Source organism: Microbacterium hydrocarbonoxydans (genome assembly GCF_011752045.1).
Taxonomy (GTDB): domain Bacteria; phylum Actinomycetota; class Actinomycetes; order Actinomycetales; family Microbacteriaceae; genus Microbacterium.
On record NZ_JAAKXW010000001.1, the window covers coordinates 1,120,590 to 1,144,907 of the forward strand.

24 protein-coding genes and 1 tRNA gene are annotated in these 24,318 nt (G+C 70.6%); 11 read left to right on the top strand and 14 right to left on the bottom strand.

Going from position 1 to position 24,318, the window contains the following annotated elements; all coding sequences use genetic code 11:
• Window positions 1-21 precede the first annotated feature (21 nt).
• The 6 genes from xseA to G6G98_RS05340 all read left to right on the top strand — a co-directional run bounded on the left by xseA (window position 22) and on the right by G6G98_RS05340 (window position 5,362).
• A complete protein-coding gene (gene xseA, locus G6G98_RS05315) occupies window positions 22-1,314 on the top strand; it encodes an exodeoxyribonuclease VII large subunit (protein WP_164233386.1) in 1,293 nt (430 codons plus the stop codon).
• A gap of 30 nt (window positions 1,315-1,344) precedes the next feature.
• Window positions 1,345-1,587, top strand: coding sequence for an exodeoxyribonuclease VII small subunit (locus tag G6G98_RS05320; protein WP_067350245.1), 243 nt, complete (start codon window positions 1,345-1,347; stop codon window positions 1,585-1,587).
• Window positions 1,587-2,231, top strand: coding sequence for a DUF4245 family protein (locus G6G98_RS05325; RefSeq protein ID WP_164233384.1), 645 nt, complete (start codon window positions 1,587-1,589; stop codon window positions 2,229-2,231). Before G6G98_RS05320 ends, G6G98_RS05325 begins: the two co-directional genes overlap by 1 nt.
• A complete protein-coding gene (locus G6G98_RS05330; protein ID WP_067350239.1) occupies window positions 2,228-2,872 on the top strand; it encodes a carbonic anhydrase in 645 nt (214 codons plus the stop codon). The genes G6G98_RS05325 and G6G98_RS05330 overlap by 4 nt, the downstream gene beginning before the upstream one ends.
• Window positions 2,873-2,933: 61 nt before the next feature.
• Window positions 2,934-4,328 carry a class II fumarate hydratase gene (locus G6G98_RS05335; protein WP_067350236.1) on the top strand — a complete coding sequence of 465 codons (1,395 nt, stop codon included), beginning with the start codon at window positions 2,934-2,936 and terminating at the stop codon, window positions 4,326-4,328.
• A 197-nt stretch (window positions 4,329-4,525) separates the two neighbouring features.
• Complete coding sequence (locus tag G6G98_RS05340; protein ID WP_164233382.1) at window positions 4,526-5,362, top strand: DUF559 domain-containing protein; 837 nt, start codon at window positions 4,526-4,528, stop codon at window positions 5,360-5,362.
• A 90-nt stretch (window positions 5,363-5,452) separates the two neighbouring features.
• Here G6G98_RS05340 and G6G98_RS05345 read toward each other — a convergent pair whose 3' ends face one another.
• The 5 genes from G6G98_RS05345 to G6G98_RS05365 form a co-directional block, all read right to left on the bottom strand.
• On the bottom strand, window positions 5,453-5,659 hold the full coding sequence (locus G6G98_RS05345; RefSeq protein WP_067353491.1) for a YbdD/YjiX family protein: 207 nt from the start codon (window positions 5,657-5,659) through the stop codon (window positions 5,453-5,455).
• Window positions 5,659-7,878, bottom strand: a complete 2,220-nt coding sequence (locus tag G6G98_RS05350; protein ID WP_243842011.1) for a carbon starvation CstA family protein — start codon at window positions 7,876-7,878, stop codon at window positions 5,659-5,661. The genes G6G98_RS05345 and G6G98_RS05350 overlap by 1 nt, the downstream gene beginning before the upstream one ends.
• Before the next feature lie 119 nt (window positions 7,879-7,997).
• Window positions 7,998-9,380: a PhoH family protein gene (locus tag G6G98_RS05355; protein ID WP_067350230.1), complete on the bottom strand. Its 1,383-nt coding sequence runs from the start codon at window positions 9,378-9,380 to the stop codon at window positions 7,998-8,000.
• Between the two features lie 159 nt (window positions 9,381-9,539).
• Window positions 9,540-10,670 (bottom strand): aminotransferase class V-fold PLP-dependent enzyme, encoded by a 1,131-nt coding sequence (locus G6G98_RS05360; protein WP_243842012.1) that lies wholly within the window; start codon window positions 10,668-10,670, stop codon window positions 9,540-9,542.
• A 41-nt stretch (window positions 10,671-10,711) separates the two neighbouring features.
• The gene (locus tag G6G98_RS05365; protein WP_067350223.1) at window positions 10,712-11,491 is read right to left on the bottom strand and encodes an isoprenyl transferase; all 780 of its coding nucleotides are present in this window, start codon (window positions 11,489-11,491) and stop codon (window positions 10,712-10,714) included.
• Between the two features lie 145 nt (window positions 11,492-11,636).
• On the opposite strand from G6G98_RS05365, the gene trhA reads away from it, so the two are divergent.
• Window positions 11,637-12,317, top strand: coding sequence for a PAQR family membrane homeostasis protein TrhA (trhA, locus tag G6G98_RS05370; RefSeq protein ID WP_067350219.1), 681 nt, complete (start codon window positions 11,637-11,639; stop codon window positions 12,315-12,317).
• Window positions 12,318-12,328: 11 nt separating this feature from the next.
• Here the strand turns inward: trhA and G6G98_RS05375 are convergent, their stop codons facing one another.
• Window positions 12,329-12,613: a hypothetical protein gene (locus G6G98_RS05375; RefSeq protein WP_067350216.1), complete on the bottom strand. Its 285-nt coding sequence runs from the start codon at window positions 12,611-12,613 to the stop codon at window positions 12,329-12,331.
• A gap of 68 nt (window positions 12,614-12,681) precedes the next feature.
• On the opposite strand from G6G98_RS05375, the gene G6G98_RS05380 reads away from it, so the two are divergent.
• Both G6G98_RS05380 and greA read left to right on the top strand, forming a co-directional pair.
• Complete coding sequence (locus tag G6G98_RS05380; RefSeq protein WP_067350213.1) at window positions 12,682-13,068, top strand: DUF4307 domain-containing protein; 387 nt, start codon at window positions 12,682-12,684, stop codon at window positions 13,066-13,068.
• 98 nt (window positions 13,069-13,166) lie between these two features.
• Entirely contained in the window at window positions 13,167-13,655 is a 489-nt protein-coding gene (gene greA / locus G6G98_RS05385; protein WP_067350209.1) for a transcription elongation factor GreA, read from the top strand.
• 66 nt (window positions 13,656-13,721) lie between these two features.
• Here the strand turns inward: greA and ilvA are convergent, their stop codons facing one another.
• Together ilvA and G6G98_RS05395 are read right to left on the bottom strand one after the other, a co-directional pair.
• Complete coding sequence (gene ilvA, locus G6G98_RS05390; protein ID WP_067350207.1) at window positions 13,722-14,951, bottom strand: threonine ammonia-lyase; 1,230 nt, start codon at window positions 14,949-14,951, stop codon at window positions 13,722-13,724.
• The gene (locus G6G98_RS05395; RefSeq protein WP_084788218.1) at window positions 14,948-16,144 is read right to left on the bottom strand and encodes an AI-2E family transporter; all 1,197 of its coding nucleotides are present in this window, start codon (window positions 16,142-16,144) and stop codon (window positions 14,948-14,950) included. The genes ilvA and G6G98_RS05395 overlap by 4 nt, the downstream gene beginning before the upstream one ends.
• Window positions 16,145-16,226: 82 nt before the next feature.
• Here G6G98_RS05395 and G6G98_RS05400 point away from each other — a divergent pair, with 82 nt between their 5' ends.
• Complete coding sequence (locus tag G6G98_RS05400; RefSeq protein ID WP_164233376.1) at window positions 16,227-17,486, top strand: winged helix-turn-helix domain-containing protein; 1,260 nt, start codon at window positions 16,227-16,229, stop codon at window positions 17,484-17,486.
• Window positions 17,487-17,538: 52 nt separating this feature from the next.
• Here the strand turns inward: G6G98_RS05400 and G6G98_RS05405 are convergent, their stop codons facing one another.
• The 3 genes from G6G98_RS05405 to G6G98_RS05415 form a co-directional block, all read right to left on the bottom strand.
• Window positions 17,539-18,105, bottom strand: a complete 567-nt coding sequence (locus G6G98_RS05405; protein WP_067350200.1) for a LemA family protein — start codon at window positions 18,103-18,105, stop codon at window positions 17,539-17,541.
• Between the two features lie 92 nt (window positions 18,106-18,197).
• A complete protein-coding gene (locus G6G98_RS05410; protein WP_164233374.1) occupies window positions 18,198-19,511 on the bottom strand; it encodes a D-arabinono-1,4-lactone oxidase in 1,314 nt (437 codons plus the stop codon).
• On the bottom strand, window positions 19,508-20,749 hold the full coding sequence (locus G6G98_RS05415) for an alanine racemase (RefSeq protein ID WP_164233372.1): 1,242 nt from the start codon (window positions 20,747-20,749) through the stop codon (window positions 19,508-19,510). Before G6G98_RS05415 ends, G6G98_RS05410 begins: the two co-directional genes overlap by 4 nt.
• 87 nt (window positions 20,750-20,836) lie before the next feature.
• On the opposite strand from G6G98_RS05415, the gene G6G98_RS05420 reads away from it, so the two are divergent.
• A tRNA-Leu gene (locus tag G6G98_RS05420) sits at window positions 20,837-20,909 on the top strand.
• Window positions 20,910-20,967: 58 nt separating this feature from the next.
• On the opposite strand, the gene G6G98_RS05425 is transcribed toward G6G98_RS05420, so the two are convergent.
• The 3 genes from G6G98_RS05425 to G6G98_RS05435 are packed head-to-tail and all read right to left on the bottom strand — an operon-like array spanning window position 20,968 to window position 24,299.
• Entirely contained in the window at window positions 20,968-22,428 is a 1,461-nt protein-coding gene (locus tag G6G98_RS05425) for an NAD(P)/FAD-dependent oxidoreductase (protein ID WP_164233370.1), read from the bottom strand.
• A 39-nt stretch (window positions 22,429-22,467) separates the two neighbouring features.
• A complete protein-coding gene (locus G6G98_RS05430) occupies window positions 22,468-23,760 on the bottom strand; it encodes a S8 family serine peptidase (RefSeq protein WP_164233368.1) in 1,293 nt (430 codons plus the stop codon).
• Window positions 23,757-24,299: a DUF501 domain-containing protein gene (locus tag G6G98_RS05435; RefSeq protein ID WP_067350185.1), complete on the bottom strand. Its 543-nt coding sequence runs from the start codon at window positions 24,297-24,299 to the stop codon at window positions 23,757-23,759. The genes G6G98_RS05430 and G6G98_RS05435 overlap by 4 nt, the downstream gene beginning before the upstream one ends.
• Between the last annotated feature and the right edge of the window lie 19 nt (window positions 24,300-24,318).

The following is a 24,318-nucleotide window of genomic DNA, read 5'->3' on the forward strand; positions in this document are numbered from 1 at the left end:
ACCGGGAAGGGACAGCACCGCATGACAGTCTTCGAGGCCGCCGTCGGCCCCGGCGAGACCCCGCCCGCCGACTCCGTGGCCCCTCGGGACTCCACGGCCGACGCGCCGACATCCGTCGCCCGGCTGAACGCGACGATCCGCGACTTCATCGCCCGCTGGAACACGGTCTGGGTCGAGGGCGAGATCACCTCGTGGAACGTCCGCGCCGGCAACGTGTTCGCCCGACTGAAGGACACCCGCTCCGACGCCCAGATCTCGATCCGCATCTGGTCGAGCGTGCGCGCCCGGACCCCGAACGACCTGGGCGTCGGCGATCACGTCGTGGCCGCGGTCAAAGCCGACTACTTCGTCAAGAGCGGCGACTTCAGCTTCGCGGTCTCCGCGATGAAGCACGTCGGGCTCGGCGACCAGCTCGAACGCCTCGAGCGGCTGCGCGTGCAGCTGCGCCAGGAGGGCCTCTTCGACCCGTCCCGCAAGAAGCGGCTGCCTTTCCTCCCCCACGTGATCGGCCTGATCACGGGCGAGCGATCGGATGCCGAGAAGGACGTGCACCGCAATGCCGAGCTGCGCTGGCCGCAGGTGCGCTTCCGCACCGAGTACGCCGCCGTGCAGGGCGACCGGTGCGTGCCCGACACTCTCGCCGCGCTCGCGCGGCTCGACGCCGACCCCGAGGTCGACGTCATCATCATCGCCCGCGGCGGCGGCGACCCGCAGACCCTCCTCGGCTTCAGCGACGAGCGCCTGGTGCGCGCGGTCGCCGCGGCATCCACGCCGATCGTCAGCGCGATCGGGCACGAGAATGATCACCCCCTGCTCGACGACGTCGCCGACCTCCGCGCGTCGACGCCGACGGATGCCGCGAAGCGCGTCGTCCCGGATGTCAGCGAGCAGCGGGCCCTCATCGCCCAGCTGCGGTCCCGGGCGACGAGCCGGCTGACGCAGCGCATCACCCACGACATCGCCCAGCTGGAGCAGCTGCGCTCACGCCCGGCGCTGCGCTCCCCCGATCCCATCATCGAGTCGCGGGCCCAGGAGCTCTGGCTCCTGCAGTCCCGTGGGCGCGACGCGGTGGCGCGGCAGCTCGACACGGCTTCCCGCAAGACCGGCGAACTGCGGGCGTCGCTCCGCGCGCTCTCCCCCGCCGCGACGCTCGCGCGCGGGTACGCGATCGCCCATCTCGAGGGCGGAGTGATCCTCCGGGATGCCGCGGACGCGCCGGCCGGCACCGCGCTCACCATCACGGTCGATCGCGGTTCGGTGGCCGCGCGCTCGGAGGGCGAGATCGCCGAGGGGTCCCCTCCGGGCCCCGCGTAGCGTGTCCCGGGCAGCGCGTAGGATGGAGGAGTGAGCGCGCTGAACGACACCCCCGTGGACACGCTGTCGTTCGAGGCCGCTCGGGACGAACTCGTCCGCGTCGTCTCCGAACTCGAGCAGGGCGCGCCGACGCTCGAGCAGTCCCTCGCCCTGTGGGAGCGCGGCGAGGCTCTGGCCGCCCGCTGCGAGGAATGGCTGCTGGGCGCGAAGCGCCGCCTCGAGGCCGCTCGCGCCGAAGCATCCGGCTCCGCCACCCCCGGCGGCGACGCGTGATGGCCAAGCATCCGCCGATCGTCGCCGAGCTCGGGCGTCCGGAGACGCCCGACGAGACCGCCGCGCGGAAGGCCGAGTCGAGCCGGGTCTACCGCTCCAGTCAGACGGTCCGAAACCTCATCGCCGCTCTCCTGGCCACGCTCGCGATCGTGGCCGTGATCGTCTTCGCCGTGCCTCGCGGCGAACCCGCAGCCGCCCCGGAGATCGACGTCGCACGCATCGCCGCCGACGTCGAGTCGACCATGGGCAGCCCGGTGATCGTCCCGGAGGCCGACGAGTTCTGGCGAGTGAACGCCGCCGAGCTCAGCAGCGGGGCGACCGTCGTCTGGGACGTCACGCTCGCCCCCTCCGCCGAGGATGAGCGCGGCTTCGTGAAGTTCGCCCAGGCGTTCGACGCCGACTCCTCCTGGGCGCCGCAGCGCCTGAACGGCATCGCTCCCACCGGCACCGTCTCGATCGGCGGCCTGGATTGGGACGTCTTCGAGATGGGCGACACGGGCGCGAAGCAGAACCTCACCTACGCGATCGGCACTCAGGCGGGCGACGACTACGTGCTGCTGTACGGCTCGCGTTCCGCAGATTCGACCGCCGACCTCGCCGAATCCCTCATCCCCCAGATCCGCTCCCTCTCGGAGGCCTCATGACGCACGTCCTCACCCCCGCCGCAGCCTGGGCCCAGATGCAGGAGGGCAACCGCCGGTTCGTCGCCGACGAGCCGAGGCACCCGAACCAGGACGTGGCGCGGCGCAAGGACCTCACCGCGGCGCAGAACCCGGTCGCGACGCTCTTCGGATGCTCCGACTCGCGTCTCGCCGCGGAGATCATCTTCGACCTCGGCCTCGGCGACCTGTTCGTGGTGCGCAACGCCGGCCAGGTCATCGGCGAGTCGATCGTCGCGAGCCTGGAGTACGCGGTGGCGGTTCTCGAAGTGCCGCTCATCGTCGTGCTGGCGCATGACTCGTGCGGCGCGGTGAGGGCGGCCATCGACGGCACCGCGATCGACGCCGACCCGCTCCCCCCGCACATCTGGAAGCTCATCGCGCCGATCGTCCCCGCCGCCCGCAAGGTGCTCGTCGAGAACGGCGGCAGCACCGTCGCCGACATCGACGCCGAGCTCGTCGGCCAGGAGCACCTGCGCAACACGGTCAACGACCTGCTGCAGTCCTCCGAGCTGATCAGCGCCGCCGTCGCCGAAGGCCGCCTCGGCATCGTCGGCGCCAACTACCGGCTCGCCGAGGGGACCGCCGTGCCCGTGATCACGGTCGGCCTCGACGACGCCCACTGACCCCCGATACACACCGACACGCACACACAGGGATCGACCCCGCAACCGAGGAGGGTTCGGAATGACCGACATCGACTACCGCATCGAGCACGACACCATGGGCGAGGTGCGCGTGCCCGTGAACGCGCTGTACGGGGCGCAGACCCAGCGCGCCGTGGAGAACTTCCCGATCTCGGGCAAGGGCCTCGAGTCCGCGCAGATCGCCGCGCTCGCCCGCATCAAGAAGGCCGCCGCCCTCGCGAACAAGGAGCTCGGCACGCTCGACGGCGCCATCGCCGACGCGATCGCCCAGGCCGCCGACGAGGTCGCAGCAGGCCGGCACGACGGCGAGTTCCCCGTCGACACGTACCAGACCGGTTCCGGCACCTCCTCGAACATGAACATGAACGAGGTGCTCGCGAACCTCGCGACCCGCATCCTCGGCGCGACCGTGCACCCCAACGACCATGTGAACGCCTCGCAGTCCTCGAACGACGTGTTCCCGACCTCCGTGCACATCGCCGTCACGCAGGCGCTCATCGACACGCTCATCCCGTCGCTCGACCACCTCGCCGTGGCGCTCGAGGCGAAGGCCGAGCTGTGGAAGGACGCCGTGAAGTCGGGCCGCACCCACCTCATGGACGCCACCCCGGTGACCCTCGGCCAGGAGTTCGGCGGCTACGCCCGTCAGATCCGCCTCGGCATCGAGCGCGTGCAGTCCGCCCTCCCCCGCGTCGCGGAGGTCCCCCTCGGCGGCACCGCCGTCGGCACCGGCATCAACACCCCGCTCGGCTTCCCGCAGAAGGTCATCGCGCTGCTCGCGGCCGAGACCGAGCTGCCCATCACCGAGGCGAAGGACCACTTCGAGGCTCAGGCGAACCGCGACGGCCTCGTCGAGACCTCCGGCGCGCTGCGCACGATCGCCGTCTCGCTGACGAAGATCAACAACGACCTGCGCTGGATGGGCTCAGGCCCGAACACGGGTCTCGGCGAACTGCACATCCCCGACCTGCAGCCCGGCTCCTCGATCATGCCCGGCAAGGTCAACCCGGTCGTCCCGGAGGCCGTGCTCATGGTCTGCGCCCGCGTGATCGGCAACGACGCGACGGTCGCCTGGGCCGGAGCATCCGGTTCCTTCGAGCTCAACGTCGCCATCCCGGTGATGGGCACGGCGCTGCTCGAGTCCATCCGCCTGCTCGCCAACGCCTCGCGCGTTCTGGCCGACAAGACCATCGACGGCCTGCAGGCGAACCTCGAGCGCGCCGCCGCGTTCGCCGGCATGAGCCCGTCGATCGTCACGCCGCTGAACAAGCTCATCGGCTACGAGGCGGCCGCGAAGATCGCGAAGCACTCCGTCGCCAAGGGCATCACGGTCCGCGACGCCGTGATCGACCTCGGCTACGTGGAGCGCGGCGAGCTCACCCTCGAGCAGCTCGACGAGAAGCTCGACCTGCTGTCGATGACGCACGCCGGCTGACCTCAGTCGCGGCGCCCCGATCTGCGGCCGTCGTCCCGATCTGCTGACCTTCCTCCCGGATTCATCAGCAGATCGTGACGAGGTCAGCGGATCGGGGCGTTCTGCTGCTTCTGCACAACCCGACCGATGACCCAGCTGTCCCCATGCACCGGCACACCGCGTCACACGGATGCCGCGGCCACGGCATCCTGTCGGACATGCTCTCAGCACCGGAGACCATCAGACGCCTCGGCGGGATCGCACGCGGTACGCATCTGCAGAAGCTCGGCTTCACCCGCCGCGCCCTGTCTCGCGCTGTACAGCGGGGAGAGATCGAGCGGATCCGTGACGGCGTGTTCTCCGCCGGCGACATCGATGCTCGTCTGCGGACCGCTGCAGCGCACGGCGGGGCGCTGACCTGCGCGAGCGTTCTGCAGATGATGGGCGTCTGGGTCCTCTGCCCGACGCTCGTCCCGCACGTCTGGCTCGGCGCCGACCGGCATCCGCACTCTCATCCGGGGTGCGTGTGCGTGTCCCACTACTATCGCGGGGTCCCTCCCCTGGGAAGCGCGCCGCTCGAGACCGCCCTGGCCCATTTCCTCCGCTGCGCCGGGGACGAGGCCTTCTTCGCGGCGTACGAGTCCGCACTTCGGCTCCGTCTGCTGTCCCGCGCCGCATGCAGCCGGATCCGCGCGATGGTGCCGGCGTCCGCTCGTTGGCTCCTGGATCTGGCGAGGCCGGACGCCGACAGCGGTCTCGAGTCCCTCCTTCGCCTGCGCATGCACCTGCTGGGCATCCGGCTGGACTGCCAGGTTCCGCTGGCCGGCGTCGGCCGCGTCGACTTCATGATCGACGGGATGCTGATACTCGAGGCGGACGGCAAGGGGAATCACGATGCTCCGGGGAAGCGGCACAGAGACCTGGTCCGGGATGCGGCGGCATCCGCCCTCGGGTACGAGACCCTGCGCTTCGACTACGCGCAGATCGTCCATGAATGGCCGACGGTTCAGAGCGCGATTCTCGCCGCGCTGTCCCGGATGCGAGACCGCTGCTGACCCGACGCGCGGAGCCTGTCCCGATCCGCCGAGCAAGCCGATCGGATCCTCCGCAGATCGGGACGCGGTCCGCGGATCGGGACGAACGGCTCAGCAGCAGCGGGCGCCGGGGTCGGCGTCCTGGGCCGCGTAATGGCGGCGCCAGAACTCGCGCTCGGTGAGCGGCTCCCGATCCGGATGCCGCGTGCGCTCGTGCTCCAGGTAGGCCGCGTACCGCGACTGACCGGTGAGGCCGTTGAGGTACCAGGCGAGGGCGCCCCATGCCCGGCGCACCGGTCCGGCGGTGACGGTGCTCATCAGTGCCCCCTGGTCGGCTGAGCGGATGCCGGGAGCGCGTCCCACTCCTTCTCCAGCGCCCGCTCCTCACTCGTGGCGATGAGGCCGGCAGGGGCGAAGCGGCGGGACGGGCGCTCCGGGTCCTCGCGGTCGACGACCGGCCCGGGACGGAACGCCTGGACCACGCGGACCACCGAGATCGTGATCACGATGACCGAGAGCGCGAGGAAGATCACCGACAGCGTGCCCTGGATCATCGTGTTCCGCACGACCGCCTGCATCGCCTCGACCGTCTGCGCCGTGCCGAACGACGTCTCCCCTGCGGCGAGCGCATCGCGGAACGCGACGTGATTCGCGAAGTAGCCGACCTGCGGGACCGTGGAGAAGATCTTCTGCAGCGACGCCGTCACCGTCACCACGGTGACGAAGGCCAGCGGCAGCGCGACCACCCAGAGCACGCGGAACGTGCGACGTCGCGCGACGATCGTCAGCACCACGGCGAGCGCGATCGCCGCCAGCAGCTGGTTCGCGATCCCGAACAGCGGGAACAGGGTGTTGATGCCGCCGAGCGGATCCGTGACGCCCATGATGAGCACCGCGCCCCATCCGGCCACCATCACGGCTGTGCAGATCCACGCGCCCACCCGCCACGACGTGTCCTTGAAGCGCGGGATGACGTTGCCCACCGAGTCCTGCAGCATGAACCGCGCGACGCGGGTGCCGGCGTCCACCGCGGTGAGGATGAAGAGCGCCTCGAACATGATCGCGAAGTGGTACCAGAACGCCATCATGCCGGGGCCGCCGATCCATTGCTGCATGATGTGCGCGAGACCGAGCGCCAGCGTCGGCGCACCACCGGTACGGGAGATGATCGTCTCCTCGCCGACCGCGGCAGCCGTGCTCGTCAGCATGTCCGGCGTGAGGTTCACCCCGGTCAGGCCGAGTCCGTTCACGAACGCGACGGCGCCCTCGACCGTGCCGAGCGTCGCCGCCGGCGAGGAGTTCATCGCGAAGTACAGGCCGCGATCGATCGAGATCGCCGCGACGAGCGCCATGATCGCGACGAACGACTCCATCAGCATCCCGCCGTATCCGATGAAGCGGGTCTGCTTCTCCTTCTCGATCATCTTCGGCGTCGTGCCGGAGGAGATGAGGGCATGGAAGCCGCTCAGGGCACCGCAGGCGATCGTGACGAACAGGAACGGGAACAGCGCTCCCGCCCAGACGGGGCCCGTCTGTCCCCCGGCGAACTCGCTGAACGCCGGGACCGAGATCTCCGGGCGGACGAACACGATCGCCACCGCGAGCGCCACGATCACGCCGATCTTCATGAAGGTGGAGAGGTAGTCGCGCGGTGCGAGCAGGATCCACACCGGCAGCACAGCCGCGATGAAGCCGTAGACGATGATGCCCCAGGCGATCGTGGTCCGATCGAGCGTGAACAGCGCCTGGCCCCAGTCGGTCTCGGCGACCATGCCGCCGCCGATGATCGCGGCCATCAGCAGCACGAAGCCGATGAGGGAGACCTCGGTGATCTTCCCCGGCCTGATCCAGCGGAGGTACGCGCCCATGAACAGCGCGATCGGAATCGTCATCGCGACCGAGAACACGCCCCATGGGCTCTCGCCGAGGGCGTTGACGACGACGAGCGCGAGGATCGCCGTGATGATGATCATGATGAGCAGGGTCGCGATGATCGCGGCCGTGCCGCCGAACCGGCCGAGCTCGTCCCGCGCCATCTGACCGAGAGAGCGGCCGCCTCGGCGCATCGAGAAGAACATCACGAGGTAGTCCTGCACGGCGCCGGCGAGCACCACGCCGACGATGATCCACAGCGTGCCGGGGAGGTAGCCCATCTGCGCGGCGAGCACGGGACCGACGAGCGGTCCGGCGCCGGCGATCGCTGCGAAGTGGTGGCCGAACAGCACGCGGCGGTCCGTGGCGACGTAGTCTTTGCCATCGGCCTTGTACTCGGCCGGTGTCGCCCTCCTGTCATCCGGCCTGGCGAGGTTCCGCTCGATGTACTTCGAGTAGAAGCGATAGAAGATCAGATAGGTGCAGACCGCGGCGAAGACGAACCAGATCGCGTTCACGGTCTCGCCCCGCACGATCGCGAGCATCGTCCACGCCACGCCGCCGAGCAGGGCGACCGCGGCCCAGATCACGATCTTCAGCGGCGTCCAGCGGGGTCTCTCGTCCACCGCCACCGGCGGCAGCTCGCGTTCATCAACCGTCTTCATCGCATCAGTCATGGTCACTCCATCGTGTCGATGCCCCCGAGCCTAGCCGCGGTCGCCGGGCCGTCAGCCGGAACACGCGAGAACGGCGGATGCCGCAGCATCCGCCGTTCCCGTCGATCTCAGCTGAGCTCGCCGCCCTCCAGGAGCTCGGTGACGAGCGCCGCGATCGCGGAGCGCTCCGAGCGCATCAGGGTGACGTGGGCGAAAAGGTCGTGCCCCTTGAGCGTCTCGATGACGCTGGCGATGCCGTCGTGCCGGCCGACGCGGAGGTTGTCGCGCTGGCCGACGTCGTGCGTGAGGATGACGCGGGAGTTCTGTCCCATGCGGCTCAGCACCGTCAGCAGCACGTTGCGCTCCAGCGACTGCGCCTCGTCGACGATCACGAAGGCGTCGTGCAGGGAGCGACCGCGGATGTGCGTCAGCGGAAGCACCTCGAGCATGCCGCGCTCGATGACCTCCTCCATGACGTTCCCTGAGACCACCGAGCCGAGGGTGTCGAACACCGCCTGCCCCCACGGGTTCATCTTCTCCCCCTGGTCGCCGGGCAGGTAGCCGAGCTCCTGACCGCCGACCGCGAACAGGGGACGGAAGACGATGATCTTCTTCTGCTGCTGCCGTTCCAGCACCGCTTCGAGACCCGCGCACAGGGCGAGCGCCGACTTGCCGGTGCCTGCTCGTCCGCCGAGCGACACGATGCCGATGTCGGGGTCGAGCAGCAGGTCGATCGCGATGCGCTGCTCCGCCGACCGGCCGTGCATGCCGAAGATGTCGCGGTCGCCGCGCACGAGACGGTACTCGCCGTCGCCGGTGACCCTGCCGAGCGCGGATCCGCGCTCGGAGTGGATGATGAGCCCCGTGTTGACGGGCAGGCCGCGGGCGTCCTCGCTGATGCCGACCTCGCTCTCGTAGAGGTCGCTCATGTCGTCGCCGGAGAGGTCGAGGGTGCTGATGCCGGTCCAGCCCGAGTCGATGGCCTGCTCAGCCAGGTACTCCTCGGCGCGGATGCCGAGGGACGCGGCCTTCACGCGCATCGGCAGGTCCTTCGAGACGATCGTGACGTCCTGTCCGTCCTGGGCGAGATGCATGGCCACGGAGAGGATGCGGCTGTCGTTGTCGCTGAGCCGGATGCCTGCCGGGAGCACGGAGGTGTCGACGTTCGCGAGCTCGACCCGGAGGGTGCCGCCGTCTCCGACCTCGACCGGGAAGTCCAGCCGCCCGTGCTCGACGCGCAGGTCGTCGAGGTGCCGCAGCGCCTGGCGGGCGAAGTAGCCTATCTCCGGATCGTTCCGCTTGCCCTCGAGCTCCGTGATCACCACGACCGGGAGCACGACGGAGTGCTCTGCGAAGCGGAAGAACGCCTGCGGATCGCTCAGCAGCACGGACGTGTCCAGCACGTACGTGCGCAGATCCTGGTCGGGACCTGCGGAGGATGCTCGCCTCGTCGTCTTACGGGTGGACTGCTGCGCTGTGCTGGTGGCCTGCTGCGCTGTACGTGTGCTCACGACCCACTCCCGACCCGGGGATTCCCGGCTATGCGAACGAGTCGACCAGGGGGTCTCGAGTCGGAAACCTTGAGGTCGACCCGACCGGGCGCCTTGCCCGATGCCTAGAAGGTACGACCGGGAGCGGACATTACCGCGACCCGACACGCCACGATCTTGTTACGCGATGGTGAACGTCTCGTATCCGAACGCTGCGAGCGCGTCGTCGAGGAGCTGCAGGGTGCCGGCATCCGTGCCCGCGTGCGGTGCCACGCGAATCGTGGAGCCGCGCGCCGTGACGACCAGCCCTGCGTTCGCGAGCGCCGCGGCGAGTCTCGCCGGCTCCTCCGGCGCGAGCGCCACGATCCCCGCCCGCTCCGACCGCTCCCGCGGCGAGACCACGGCGATCCCGCGATGATCGGCGATATCCAGGATCGCGTCGACCTGCTCGGCGAGGCGCCCCTCGATCGCCGCCACCCCGGCATCGCGCACGTCGCGGACGCCGATCGCGAGACGCCCGGCGGCGAGCGTGTCCGGCATGCTCACGGTGAAGGCCTGGGCGGATGCCGCCGGCGCCGGCAGCTCGTCCACGAAGAGCCCGGTCGCCGTGGTGCCCGTGATGCCGCTGAGGACCGGGGCGATCCGCTCCCTGGCGTGCGAGGAGAACCAGGTGAAGCCGCTGCCGCGGCCGGCCCGGAGCCACTTGTAGCCGTGCCCGGCGACGACATCCGCCGCGGACCAGTCCACGTCGATCACGCCGAACGACTGCACGGCGTCGACGATCAGCAGGCGGTCGGGCCCGATCAGCTCGCGGAGCGCCGCGAGGTCGGCACGGTAGCCGGTGCGGAAGTCGACGTGGCTGACGACGACCGCCGTGACCTCGTCGTCGAGGGCCTCGGCGACGGCATCCGGGGTCACGCGCCCGTCGGCGGGCGTGATCCAGCGCGGGGCGAGCCCGCCGTGCGAGGCCGTGGCGGCGCGGTCGAGGGTGAGGCTCACGCTGGGGAACTCCCCCGTACCGGCGATGACGGCGCCGCTGAGTCCGTACAGGGCCTGCGCGAGACCGTGCGTCGACGACGGCTGCACCGTGACCTCGACGGCCTCGGCGCCGAGCAGCTCGGCGACGAGCTCCTGCGCCTGGCCGATGCGCTCGCCCACGAGGGCGAGCGACGAGGGGCGTCCGCTGCCGAGAAGGTCGGCGTCGGCGAAGACCTCCTCGCGCACGGACGGCGAGAGCGGGCCGAACGCGGCCCAGTTCAGGTATCCCGGCTCGCTGTCGAAGGTGGCGAGATAGTCGTCGAAAGTGCTCACCGCTTCATCCTGGCACGGCGCCCGCATCGATGAGGGCGGGGTCAGCGCCCGAAGCGCCGGTCCCGGTCGGCGTAGTCGCGGATCGCGCGGAGGAAGTCGACCTGGCGGAGGTCGGGGCCGAGCGCCTCGACGAAGTAGAACTCGCTGTGGGCGCTCTGCCAGAGGAGGAAGTCGCTGAGGCGCTGCTCGCCGCTGGTGCGGATGACGAGGTCGGGGTCGGGCTGGCCGCCGGTGTACAGGTGCTCCCCGATCATCTCCGGGGTGAGCTGGGCGGCCAGGTCCTCCATCGTGCCGCCCGAGGCCTCGTGCTTCACGATGATGCTGCGCACCGCGTCGACGATCTCGTTGCGGCCCCCGTAGCCGACGGCGAGGTTCACGTGCAGGCCGGTGTGGTCGCGCGTGCGCTCCTCGGCATCCGCGAGGACGCGTGCGAGCTCGGCGGGGAGGATGTCGCTGCGCCCGACGTGCTGCACACGCCAGTTCCCTTCGCGCGACAGGGCCTCTGCGAGCTCGGCGATGATCTCGATGAGGTCGGCGAGCTCGGCGGAGTCGCGCTTGCGGAGGTTGTCGGCCGAGAGCAGGTACAGCGAGACGACCCCGATGCCGAGCTCGTCGCACCAGCCCAGGAACTCGCGCATCTTGGCGGCCCCGGCCCGATGCCCCTCCGCCGGCGTCGTGTAGCCGAGCTGCCGCGCCCAGCGGCGGTTTCCGTCGATCATCATCGCGACGTGGTGCGGCACGGTCGCCGGATCCAGGTGGCGGCGGAGCCGGTTGCTGTAGAGACGGTACAGCGGCCCTCGCCCCTGACCCTCGCGTGACATCACCTCCCTACGCTACCGCGCCGCGCGGCCGGCCGCCGTGTGCGGATGCTGAGGGTATGTACGTCATGCGGCATGCCGCCGCGCCTAGAGTGAGCACGTGAGCACACCCGACCCCTCGCCCTCCGACGTCCCCGAGCTTCCGCTCATGGCCGAGGCGCAGCACGACGCCGGCACCGACATCCGGCCGACCTGGCGAGGCTGGATCCACGCGGGCACCTTCCCCGTGGCGATCGCCGCCGGTGTGCTCCTCATCGTCTTCGCCCAGGGCGGGGCGGCCAAGTGGGCCGCCGCGGTGTTCATGGCGACGTCGCTGCTCCTCTTCGGCAACTCGGCGCTCTACCACCGCTTCGACTGGAGCCCGAAGGTCAAGGTCATCCTGAAGCGGATCGACCACGCGAACATCCTGCTGCTGATCGCCGGGACGTACACGCCGCTCGCGGTCCTCGCCCTCCCGCCCGGCAAGGGCGCACTGCTGCTCATCCTGGTCTGGAGCGGGGCGCTGCTCGGCATCCTGTTCCGCGTCTTCTGGATCAACGCCCCGCGCTGGCTCTACGTCGCCCTGTACCTGCTGCTCGGCTGGGCCGCGGTGATGTACATGGCCGACCTGCTGCATGCGAACGTGGCCATGATGATCCTCGTCATCGTGGGCGGACTGCTGTACACCGCCGGAGCGGTCGTCTACGCCATGAAGAGGCCGAACCCGTGGCCGGGGCGCTTCGGATTCCACGAGATCTTCCACGTGTGCACGGTGCTCGCGTTCCTGTGCCACTGGACGGCTTGCCTGCTCATCGCGCTGGCCCCGCTGTCCCCCTCGCTCGGCGCCTGAGCGCGGCGGGCTCAGGCCTTCGTCGGGTCGTCGTCGCCCTCGCGCACGATCGGCAGGCCGGCATCCGCCTCGGTGGCCTCGTCTGCGGCGCGGGCGGCCTCTTCGGCATCCAGCTCCTCCCGCACCTCCTCGCGGTAGCGGACCCGGCGGATGCGGCGGTTCATGTCCAGGATCAGCAGGATCACCGCGATGAGCAGGATCACGACCGCCGCGAACCCGACGAAGCCGGGCGTGACGAGCTCCGGTGCCACGGTCATCGTGGGCGTCGGCATCGGGGTCTCGGTCAGAGCGAGCATGAGTCGGCCTTTCATCCGCAGGTGGCTTAACCTGGAATCACCAGCCTAACGACCGGAAGACCCGCCCCGTGACGACCGCACAAGAGCTCGACGAACGCTATGGCCGCACCCGTCGGCGGCGGGCTCCGTGGATCATCGCGATCGCCGTCGCCGTCCTCGCCGTGGCCGCCTTCGGGTGGATGATCGTGACGAACCAGATGAACTCCGTGGACGCGGACGATCTGGGCTTCGACCTCGTCGACGAGCACACCGTCGATGTGCGCTTCCAGATCACCGGCGTCCAGGGCAAGGACGTCGTCTGCATCGTCGAGGCGCTCGACGAGGAGTTCGGCGTCGTCGGCTGGAAGCTCGTCGAGATCCCGGCCGGAGACAGCCACTCCCAGGCCCTCTCCGTCACCGTCCCGACGGTGGCCGCGGCGACCACAGGTTTGGTGAACGCCTGCTGGGTCGCCTAGACTCGTCGCAGACAAGACGACGCCCTGGCACCGTGCCGGGGCGTCTTGGCATATCCCCCGCTGAACGCCGGAGGGATACCGAACGAAGGAGCTCCGTCATGTCTACTGACGCTCAGGTTCCCTTCCTCACGCAGGAAGCGTACGACCGGCTCGTCGCCGAGCTGGAGCACCTGTCCACCACCGGACGCGACGAGATCGCCAAGCGCATCGAGGCCGCCCGCGAGGAGGGCGACCTCAAGGAGAACGGCGGCTATCACGCCGCGAAGGACGAGCAGGGCAAGCAGGAGGCCCGCATCCGCACCCTCGAGGGCCTGCTGAAGACGGCCAAGGTCGGCGAGGCGCCCGCGAGCCGCGGCATCGTCGAGCCGGGCACGGTCGTGACCGCGATCGTTGCGGGCGGCGAAGAGGTGTTCCTCCTCGGCAGCCGTGAGATCGCCGCGGGCAGCGACCTCGACGTCTACAGCGAGGCGAGCCCGCTCGGCCAGGCGATCCTCGGCCTCAAGGTGGGCGAGAAGTCCTCGTACGAGGCGCCGAACGGCCGCTCGATCTCCGTGGAGATCGTGAACGTGGAGACGTACACCGGCTGATCCGGCTCCGGCTCATGCGAAGAGGCCCCGTCCGATCGGACGGGGCCTCTTCGTCTGCCCTGGCTTCTAGTCCGGGACGACGATCGGCTCGAAGCCGGCGCGCCTGAGCGTCTCCAGCGTGAGCTCCGAGTGCTCGGCGCCACGCGTCTCGACGCTGAGCTCGAGGATGACCTCCGTGATCTGCAGGCCGTGCCCGTGACGCGTGTGCATGGCCTCGATGACGTTCGCGCCCGCCTCGGCGATGAGCTCGGAGACGCGTGCGAGCTGGCCGGGCCGGTCGGGAAGCGGGATGCGGATGGTGAGGTAGCGGCCGGAGGCGGCGAGACCGTGCGAGACGACGCGCTGCAGCAGCAGCGGGTCGATGTTGCCACCGGAGATGACCGCCATGGTCGGCCCGGTGGCCTTCACCTTGCCTGCCATGATCGCCGCCACCCCGGCGGCGCCTGCGGGCTCGGCGACGACCTTCGCCTGCTCCAGGAGGATGAGGATCGCGCGGGCGAGGTCGTCGTCGGAGACGGTGACGACCTCGTCGACGAGATCCTTGATGATCTCGAACGGCACGGCTCCGGGACGGGCGACGAGGATGCCGTCGGCGATCGTGGGCCTGGTCTCGATGTCCACCGGGTGACCGGCCTCCAGCGACGGGGGCATGGCCGCGGCGTTCTCCGCCTGGACGCCGATGATGCGGATCGTGCGGCCGAGCTGCGCGGCACGCGCCTTGACCGCTGCCGCCACGCCCGCGATGAGCCCGCCGCCGCCGATGCCGAGCACGATGGTGTCGACCTCGGGAGCGTCGTCCAGCAGCTCCAGTCCGAGGGTGCCCTGGCCGATCACCACGTCGCGGTGGTCGAACGGATGGATCAGCACGGCGCCGGTGCGCTCGGCGAACTCGGCGGCGAGGCGCAGCGAGGTCGCCACGGTCTCCCCCTCCAGCACGACTTCGGCGCCGTACCCGCGGGTCGCCAGGAGCTTCGGGACCGGCACGCCCAGCGGCATGAAGATCGTGGCCGGGATGCCGAGCGCCTGAGCGGCGAGGGCGACACCCTGCGCATGGTTGCCTGCGGAGGCGGCGACCACGCCGCGGGCGCGCTCCTCCGGGCTCAGGCGCGACAGCCGGTACGCGGCGCCGCGGATCTTGAACGAGCCGGTGCGCTGGAGGTTCTCCATCTTCAGCAGCACCGGCGCTCCGAGGAACGCCGACACCGCGCGCGACGGAAGGGTCGGCGTGTGCTCGATCACCTCTGCCAGGCTCTCGGCCGCGTGCTCGAACTCGGCCAGGCCGGGTACTGCGTTCATCGATTCCTCCGTGCCCGCTGCCGCGGGACTGTGCTCCAGATGAGGTCGGCGTCGGGCTGGTCGCCGGTGCGCCAGGACCCGGTGCTGACGGTGACGGCCGCGACGTTCGCGAACGCGGCGAGGGGCACCGCGAACAGCGCCCCGGGGATGCCGCCGATCATCGATCCGCCGGCGACGACGAGCACCACGGCGAGCGGGTGCACCTTGACCGCGGAGCCCATGAGGATCGGCTGCAGGATGTGGCCCTCGATCTGCTGCACGGCCAGCACCACGGCGAGCATCGCCAGTGCGATCCAGGGGCCGTTGTAGACGAGGGCGAGCAGCACGGCGAACGCGCCGGTCACGACGGCGCCGACGATGGGGACGAACGAGCCGAGGAAGACCAGCACGGCGACCGGGATCGCCAGGGGCACGCCCAGCAGGGCCGCACCGACGCCGATGCCGATCGCGTCGATCGCGGCGACCAGAAGCTGCGTCCTGGCGTAGTTGACGATCGTCTGCCAGCCGTTGCGTGCGGCGCCGTCGGCGGCCGGACGGGCGGCGCGAGGGAACAGCCGCAGCGCCCACCGCCAGATGCCCGCGCCGTCGGCGAGGAGGCAGATGAGGATGAACAGCGACAGAACGGCGCCGGTGACGACGTGCGCGGCGGTGCTGCCGACCGCCAGCGCGCCGTTCCACAGGAGCTGCGCCTGCTCGTCGAGGATCGCGAGTCCCTGATCGATGTAGTCCTGGATCTGCTTCTCGCTGAGGTGCAGCGGACCGTCGAGGAGGAACTGCCGGAACTCCTCCACCGCCTGCATGCTGCGCGCCTGGACATCGGGCAGCTGTGCACGCACCTGCCAGACGACGAGCCAGAGCAGCACCGTCACGATCGCGAGGGTGCCGACGATCGAGATGGCGACCGCGGCCCAGCGCGGGAAGCGGTGGCGCAGCATCCACTCGAAGGCCGGCCAGAGCAGGGCCGTGATGAGGATGCCGACCATGAGGGGGATCACGAGGAGCTTGAGCTGGATGACGATCCAGATGATGCCGGCGACCGCCGCGGCGATGAGCAGCAGCCGCCAGGCGTAGCCGGCGGTGATCCGCAGCGGGAGCGGTATCGCCTCGTCCGCTTCCGTGATCACCGTGCGTTCGGTCGATGGGGGGCGAGGGCGGAAGAGATCCCTCAGCCGTGGACGCTGCTCTTCGCTCATCGCCCAAGTCTAGAACGAGCGCGGGAACGCTCCGGCACGCGTGACGCGGAGCGGTGTCCGTGGCCGGCGCTAGCCTGGCCGGGTGACCGATGTTCTCAGCGCCGCCCAGGCACGACGCATGGCCCTGGCCGCGCAGGGCTTCTCCCGTGCCCGCCCTGCCGCCGTCTCCTCCCGCCACGTGCACCGGGTGATGGACCGTCTGGGAGTGCTCCAGATCGACTCGGTGAACGTCTTCGCCCGCTCGCACTACATGCCGCTGTTCTCCCGGCTCGGGGTCTACGACCCGGCGCTCCTGGACCGTCTCTTCCTGTCCAGGACGACGCACTACGTCGAGTACCTCGCGCACGAGGCGACCTTCATGCCGATCGAGGACTGGCCGCTGTGGGAGTTCCGGCGCGAGTACTTCCGCAGGCGGCTGGAGAAGGCCGGGTCCTGGGCGGCGAGCAATGAGCGCACGCTCGCCTGGGTCCGCGACGAGCTCCGCGCACGCGGGCCGCTCCGGCCGGCGGACATCAGGGCGGACGCTCCTCGCGAGCGCGGCACCTGGTGGGACTGGGACGACGTGAAGGTCGCCCTGGAGCACATGTGGCGCACCGGCGAGGTCGCGATCAGCGGTCGCAAGGGATTCGAGCGCACCTACGCACTCGCCGAGCAGGTCGTCCCGGCGGACATCCTGTCCCGGGAGATCGCCGTGCCCGACGCCATCCGCGAGCTGGTGCGCCGTGCGGCCCGTTCTTCGGGGGTGGCGACCCCGTCCGACCTCGCGGACTACTACCGCATCCGCGATCGGGCCGCGGTGTCGCAGGCGATCTCCGAGCTCGAGGACGACGGCGAGCTGCTGCCCGTGCAGGTGCGCGGCTGGGAGCGGGGCGGCCGGCCGCTGGCGGCCTGGCGCCACCGCGATGCGGTGCTCCCGAGGAAGCTGGACGCCGCGGCCCTGCTCACCCCGTTCGACCCCGTCGTGTGGTTCCGCGAGCGGGCGCTCCGCGCCTTCGACCTCGACTACCGGATCGAGATCTACGTCCCCGCCGAGAAGCGCCGCTACGGCTACTACTCGCTGCCCGTGCTGGTCGGCGACCGGATCGTCTCCCGCGTCGACCTCAAGGCCGACCGCGCGGCGTCGACCCTGCAGGTGCAGTCGGCGTGGTGGGAGCCTCAGGCGCGGCCGGAGGATGCCGGCCGGATCGCCGCCGAGCTGGCTCTCGCCGCCACCTGGCAGGGCCTCGAGCACGTCTCGGTGTCGGGCTGGGGCACCGCGGCGGATGCCGTCCACGCCGCCCTCCACGGTCTCGGCGCGGTGCCCGTGCGCCGGCACGTGCACGCGCGCGAGAGCGCAGCCTGAGAGGGTCCCGGACATGCAGAGGGCCCGATGCTCATGCATCGGGCCCTCGCGGTCAGAACTGCACGCGGGGAGGTTCGGAGATCGCGCCGCTGTCGGCGACCTCGAAGAACTCGCGCTCGGTGAACCCCAGCCCCTTGGCGAAGAGGTTGTTGGGGAACACCTTGATCTTGGTGTTCAGCTCGCGCACCCCGCCGTTGTAGAACCTGCGCGCGGCCTGGATCTTGTCCTCGGTGTCGACCAGCGAGTGCTGCAGCTGGAGGAAGTTCTGGCTCGCCTGCAGCTGCGGGTACGCCTCGGCGACGGCGAAGAGACTGCGCAGCGCCTGCTGCAGGTGCCCCTCGGCGATGCCTGCCTCACCCGGGCCGCTCGCGGAGAGGGTCTCCGCGCGGGCGCGCGTGACGTTCTCGAAGACGGCCTTCTCGTGCGAGGCGTAGCCCTTGACGGTCTCGATGAGGTTCGGGATGAGGTCGGCTCGTCTCTTCAGCTGCACCGTGATGCCGCTCCATGCCTCGTCGACGCGGACGTTCAGCTGCACCAGCGAGTTGTACGTCGCCCAGAGGTAGATGCCGATGAGCAGGATCACTCCGACGACGATCAGTACCGGCACGAGCCATTCCATCAGAGGCCCACCCTTCCTCGTGTTTCTCTCATCCTATCGGCGCAGTCTGCGCGTCGACTGGGTATGGCGCGCCCGTCGCGAGGAGGGGCGGCTCAACTGCCGAGGACCCGCTCGAGATGGGTGTTCGAGAAGCGACGCTCGGGATCGAGGCGATCCCGGAGGGCCGTGAACTCGTCGAAGCGCGGGTATCGCTCCCGCAGCTGCTCGGCCGTCAGCGTGTGCAGCTTGCCCCAGTGCGGGCGACCGCCGTGCTCGAGCATGATCCGCTCGACCGCCTCGAAGTACTCGGTCGGGTCCGCCCGCCAGTAGCGATGGACGGCGATGTATCCGCTCGCACGGCCGTGGGCGGTGGAGAGCCACCGGTCGTCCTCGGCGGCGAACCGCACCTCGACAGGGAACTCGATCCGCCATCCGCGCCGTGCGATGAGCGCCTGGAGCTCGCGGAACGCGGGGACGACCTCCTCGACCGGCAGCGCGTACTCCATCTCGCGGAACCGCACGGTGCGGCTCTGGGTGAGCACGCGATGAGACAGGTCCGTGTACCGCCGGTCGCCGGTGAGCTTCACCGCGAGACGGCTGAACGGCGGCGTGATCGCCGGCACCGCCCGCCCCGCGGCGCAGACCACGCGGTAGACGCCGTTCGACAGGAGCGTCTCGTCGATCCACTTCCCCACCACGGGCAGCGGCTCCCGCCTTACCGACTCCGGAAGGCGGGTCTGCCTCTTGGTGAGCGCGACTTCCGTGTGCGGGAACCAGTAGAACTCGAAATGATCGGATGCCGCCACACGATGTTCGAGCGTTGCGAGCACGTCTTCGAGCGGGGCCGGCTCGTCGACCGCCTGCATCACGAAGGCGGGGACGCACTGCAGCGTCACCTCGACGATGACGCCGAGGGCGCCGAGTCCGAGGGCCGCGGCCGGCAGCAGTTCGCTGTGCTGTGCCTCGTCGATCCGGAGGAACTCCCCCTCCGCGGTGATCATCGTCACGCCGACGACCTGCGTGGCGAGTCCGCCGAACCTCGCGCCGGTTCCGTGCGTGCCGGTCGAGATCGCCCCGGAGATCGACTGCCGGTCGATGTCGCCGAGGTTCTCCATGGCGAGTCCGTAGGGCGCGAGCAGCCCGGGTATGCGGTGCAGCCGGGTGCCGGCGAGGAGGGTGGCACGGCCGGTCACGGCATCCGCCGACACCAGACCCTGCAGGTCGTCGAGCTCCAGGAGCACGCCGGGCGCGACGGCGATGCCCGTGAAGCTGTGTCCGGCGCCGACCGCCTTGACTGTCAGGCCGTGGGTGACCGCGGCCTTCACGGCCCGCTGCACACCCTCCGGCGTGCGCGGCCGCTCCACGCGGATCGGCTTGACGCGGGCCGTCCGCCCCCAGTTCTCCCAGGTGCCTCCGATTCTCGTCACAGGAACGTCTTCCCTTCCCCGCGGTAGGTGGGCAGCTCGTCGATGATCTCGTCACCGGAGACGAGCCGGTAGCTTTCGACGCGCTCGGCGGGCTCCCCGCTCTTGGCGTGCCGGAACCAGACCCGGTCGCCGACGCCGAGGCCCCGGGCCGCCCTCCCCTGCAGCGGCGTCTGCACCTCACCTGCGGCCTCCCGCGGCAGGGTGCGCAGCCCCTCCGGCCATACGGGCAGCGGCTGCCGGGAGGCGAGCGCCGGGCCGGACGCGATCCAGCCTCCGCCGAGGACGGTCGCGATGTCCGCGGCCGGGCGGCGGACGACGTCGAACGCGAAGGCCGCCGCCGGAGCGGGGCGGAAGGAGCGATAGCCGTCGAAGAGGTGCCCGCCGAGCAGGCCGCTGCCGGCGCTCGCCTCGGTGAGCGACTCGTCGCTTCCGGTGAACTCCAGCGAACCGGTGCCGCCGCCGTTCAGGAACTCCAGAGGGGCGACGTCGGACAGAGCACTCACGATCGCGGCACGGCGCTCGCGCAGCTCTTCCCGGGAGCGCGCCTGGACCAGCCGGATCAGCGGCGCATCGGGGCCGGCGTCGTCACCCTGACCGGCGATCTGCGCTTCATACATCTGCAGGCCGACAAGACGGAATCCGGGCCTGCGGACGATCCTGCGCGCGAAGGCGGCGACCTCGCCGGGGCTGAACAGCGCCGAGCGGCGGACGCCGATGTGCCCCAGAGCGGCGGAGCGGAGCGAGGCGTCGGCGTCGATCGCCACACGGATCTCCGGACGGCTCCCCGCGGGGGCGATGCTGTCGACGATGTCGAGGTGCGCGGGATCGTCGACCATGAGCGTGATGCGCGCTGCCGCCTGCGGGTCGTCGAGCAGTCGCTGAAGGCTCACGCGGTCGACCGTCGGATAGCCGACGACGACGTCATCGTGGGTGTCGGCGAGCCAGAGAGCCTCGGCGAGCGTGAACGCGAGGATGCCGCGGAATCCGGGCAGCCGCAGCACGGCGTCGAGCACGGCCCGCACCCGCACGGACTTGGAGGCGACGCGGATCGGCAGCCCGCCGGCCCTGACCAGCAGGTCCATGGCGTTGTACCGGAGCGCGTCGAGGTCGATCACCGCGACCGGCGCGGGAAGGTGCCCGGTGGCAGCGGAGAGCCGAGGCCAGTAGCGGGCGGGGTCCTCCCATTCGGGGGCGACGCCCCGCGCGGCGGAGCTCAGTTCGGCGGTGAGGTCGAGCACTCCCCCACCCTACGACCTCCCCGGACTCCGATTCAGGATTACCGGGACCCCGTCGCACACCCGTTCCGTCGCTAGGCTTCTGAGCAGGCCCCCGTAGCCCAATGGCAGAGGCAGGCGACTTAAAATCGCTTCAGTCTGGGTTCGAGTCCCAGCGGGGGCACGTCCGATGCAGAACGCCCCGATCCCTGGTGGGATCGGGGCGTTCGCATGTCACACGCTCACTTGGCGGCGGCCGTCTCGGCCTTCTTCTTCGCCGGGGCCTTCTTCGCCGGAGCCTTCGCGGCCGGCTCGGCCTCGGCCTTGGCGGCCTCGACCTTGACCGCACCGGTCTTCGGCGCCGCAGGCGCGACATCCGCTGCCGGACGCGGACGGGAGGCGAACTCCTCGAACACGTAGCGCGGGTTCTGCACGGTCTGCAGGTTCACGAGGTCACGACCGAGGAAGAGGTTGTTCACCCAGCCCCAGACGACGCGGAGCTTGCGCTCCCACGACGGCATCGCGAGACCATGGTAGCCGCGGTGCGCGACCCAGGCGACGAATCCCTTGAGCGCGATCTTGCCGGACTGGAACACGCCGTTGTAGAGGCCGAGGCCGGCCACGGCGCCGAGGTTCTTGTGGAAGTACTCCTTCGGCTCCTCACCGCGCAGCACGGCGACGAGGTTCTTCGCGAGGAGCTTGGCCTGACGCACGGCGTGCTGCGCGTTCGGCACGCAGTAGCCGCCGACACCGCCGCCGGAGAGGTCCGGAACGGCCGAGACGTCACCGGCGGCCCAGGCGCCCTCGACGATCTCGTCGGCGGTGCCCACGCGCAGGTCAGCACGGGTCTGGATGCGGCCGCGCTCCTCGACGGGGAGGTCGCCGCCGCGGACGACGGTCGGGTTCGCCATGACGCCGGCGGTCCACACGATCAGGTCGGTCGGGATGACCTCGCCGGTGGAGAGCTCGACGTTTCCGTCGATGGCGCCGGTGACCTGGGTGTCGAGGTGGACGTAGGCGCCGCGCTTGGCGAGGTCCTTCAGCACCCACTCGCTGGTCTTCAGCGAGACCTCGGGCATGATGCGGCCCATCGCCTCGATGAGGTGGAAGTGCGTGTCGTCGAAGCTCAGCTGCGGGTACTTGCCGACGAGCGCCGAGGCGAGCGAGCGGAGCTCTGCGAAGACCTCGATGCCGGCGAAGCCGCCGCCGACCACGACGACGGAGAGCAGACGGTCGCGCTCGGGACCGGCCGGGATGGACGCCGCCTTGTCGAAGTTCGACATCAGGCGGTCGCGGATCGCGACGGCCTCCTCGATCGTCTTCAGGCCGATCGCGTTGTCCGCGATGCCCGGGATCGGGAAGGTACGGGACACGGCGCCGGCCGTGACGACGATGTGGTCGTAGGCGAATTCGTACGGGTCGCCCAGCGGCGGGGTGATCGTGGCGACCTTGTTGGCGTGGTCGATGCCGGTGACCTTCGCCGTGACGACGTGGGTGCGCTTGAGGTGGCGACGGTGGGCGACGACCGAGTGGCGCGCCTCGATGGAGCCGGCCGCGACCTCGGGGAGGAACGGCTGGTAGGTCATGTAGGGCAGCGGATCGACCATGGTCACCTCCGCCTCACCCTTGCGAAGGTGCTTCTCGAGCTTCCACGCCGTGTAGAAGCCCGCGTAGCCTCCACCGACGATCAGGATCTTGGGCACAGTGCTGTTCTGAGGCACAGGGAGACAACTCCTCGGGAGTCAGGGATTTGGCGTGCGAGCGCGCGCCGATCGGATGCGCCGGGCAGCTGCGGTGACGCCAAGCGCTACCAGGATACCAGGGACTGTGACCGCGATGAGCGGGAGGGTACCGTACAGCAGTGAATCGGCGCTGGGAAGGAGCGGCGACCCCGGCTCGGACGGTGCGTCCGCATCCGGCAGCGGCGGCACGGCGACCGGTGTCACGGTCGGCTCGGGCTGCGGCACGGTCTCCGCTTTGCGGTACAGCCGGATCCACTCCGCGAGGTCCCCCATCGGGTTCTTGTCGACGGTCGGCACGTCGGCGGTGACCGCGGCCTGGGCGTCGACGAGGCCGTATCCGTACAGCGGGTCGGGCACCTGCGACGCCCCTTCCACCGGGATCGCGGTCTTGATGATGCGGTTGATGACGTTCGCCGCGCTCAGATCGGGATGCGCGGAGCGCACCAGGGCCGCGATGCCGGAGACGATCGGCGCCGCTCCGCTTGTTCCCCGCCACGACACGACGGTTCCGTCGGCGGACACGCCGATCAGGCCCTCGCTGGGGGCGGCGATGCCGATGGTGATGCCCTGGGTCGACGCCTCGACGCTCGCCGTCCCGGTCTGGTCGACGCCGCCGACCGTGAGGACGCCGGGGATGGTCGCGGGGGCGCCGATGATGCTGGTGCCGCTCCCCCTGTTGCCGGCGGCGACGACGACCACGACGTCGTGCTCGAAGGCGTAGAGGAACGCCTCGTCCCAGCTGCGGTCCCAGTCCAGCGTATTGGTGGTGAACGAGAGGTTGATGATGTCGGCGCCGTTGTCGACCGCCCACCGCATGGCCTTGGCGATCTGCTCCGTGAACGGCACCGCCGCCGCGGCGCCGAAGCCGACCGAGATCGAAAGGAGGTCTGCCTCGGGGGCGACGCCGATCATGCCCTTCCCGTCTGCCGCCCCGCGACCGGCCGCGAGGGAGGCCACCCAGGAGCCGTGGTCGCCGTCCACCGCGCCGAGCGGCGTCCGCCCGTCAGGGGTGCCGGAGCCGGAGACGTCGGTGCCGCCGACCACCGCGCCGTCGAACGTCCCCGGGACCTTGCCGATGCCCGTGTCGATGACGGCGATCGTGACGCCCTCCCCGCGGGTCGTCTGCCAGGCCTCGCGGATGCCGGCCCCGTCGAGCCAGTACTCGGCCGCCCGCACCGGGTCGGCGGGGTCGTCGGGGACCGGCGCCGGCGTGGCCGCCGCACCGAGGAGCAGGACGGATGCCACGGCCGCCGCCGCAGCGACCGCCCCGCGCAGCATCCGCTTCCGGGTCATGCCGTCGACGCCTCGACGTCGCGCAGGGCGGCGCCCGGGTCATCGCAGCGGCATTCCGCCGGCGTCCATGCGGATCGCGCGAGCGCCTCGTCGCCGATGGGGTTCACACCGGGGCCGGCGGCGAGCGCGTGGCCTGCGAGCGCGTGCAGGCACTTGACGCGGGTGGGCATGCCGCCCGCGGAGATGCCGTCGATCTCGCTCACCTCGCCGAACTGCGCCCGGTCCGCCAGATACGCCTCGTGCGCCGCGAGGTACGCGGCGGCGACGTCCTCGTCGTCGGCGAGCAGGGCGGCCAGCTCGGGCATCACCTGCGTCGCCTCGAGCGTGGACATCGCCGCGGTCGCCGCAGGATGCGTGAGGTAGTAGAACGTGGGGAACGGCGTGCCGTCGGGAAGGCGCGGCGTCGTCGCGACCACCGTGGGGTTCCCGCACACGCAGCGCGCGGCGATGCCGACGACGCCGCGAGCGGGCCGCCCCAGCTGGGCCGACACCACGGCGAGCTCGGCGGTCGTGGGCGCGGGGAATGGCGGCGTGGTCACCCTCCCAGCGTACGGGAGG

Coding starts and splice junctions, on each gene's coding strand:
- G6G98_RS05430 (WP_164233368.1), bottom strand. CDS start 23,760: ATGACCCGGAAGCGGATGCTGCGCGGGGCGGTCGCTGCGGCGGCGGCC.
- G6G98_RS05365 (WP_067350223.1), bottom strand. CDS start 11,491: ATGTCACGCGAGGGTCAGGGGCGAGGGCCGCTGTACCGTCTCTACAGC.
- G6G98_RS05345 (WP_067353491.1), bottom strand. CDS start 5,659: ATGAGCACCGTCACCGCCGGACCGGTGCGCCGGGCATGGGGCGCCCTC.
- ilvA (WP_067350207.1), bottom strand. CDS start 14,951: ATGAACGCAGTACCCGGCCTGGCCGAGTTCGAGCACGCGGCCGAGAGC.
- G6G98_RS05330 (WP_067350239.1), top strand. CDS start 2,228: ATGACGCACGTCCTCACCCCCGCCGCAGCCTGGGCCCAGATGCAGGAG.
- G6G98_RS05335 (WP_067350236.1), top strand. CDS start 2,934: ATGACCGACATCGACTACCGCATCGAGCACGACACCATGGGCGAGGTG.
- xseA (WP_164233386.1), top strand. CDS start 22: ATGACAGTCTTCGAGGCCGCCGTCGGCCCCGGCGAGACCCCGCCCGCC.
- G6G98_RS05340 (WP_164233382.1), top strand. CDS start 4,526: ATGCTCTCAGCACCGGAGACCATCAGACGCCTCGGCGGGATCGCACGC.
- G6G98_RS05375 (WP_067350216.1), bottom strand. CDS start 12,613: ATGCTCGCTCTGACCGAGACCCCGATGCCGACGCCCACGATGACCGTG.
- G6G98_RS05350 (WP_243842011.1), bottom strand. CDS start 7,878: ATGAAGACGGTTGATGAACGCGAGCTGCCGCCGGTGGCGGTGGACGAG.
- G6G98_RS05325 (WP_164233384.1), top strand. CDS start 1,587: ATGGCCAAGCATCCGCCGATCGTCGCCGAGCTCGGGCGTCCGGAGACG.
- greA (WP_067350209.1), top strand. CDS start 13,167: ATGTCTACTGACGCTCAGGTTCCCTTCCTCACGCAGGAAGCGTACGAC.
- trhA (WP_067350219.1), top strand. CDS start 11,637: ATGGCCGAGGCGCAGCACGACGCCGGCACCGACATCCGGCCGACCTGG.
- G6G98_RS05405 (WP_067350200.1), bottom strand. CDS start 18,105: ATGGAATGGCTCGTGCCGGTACTGATCGTCGTCGGAGTGATCCTGCTC.
- G6G98_RS05395 (WP_084788218.1), bottom strand. CDS start 16,144: ATGAGCGAAGAGCAGCGTCCACGGCTGAGGGATCTCTTCCGCCCTCGC.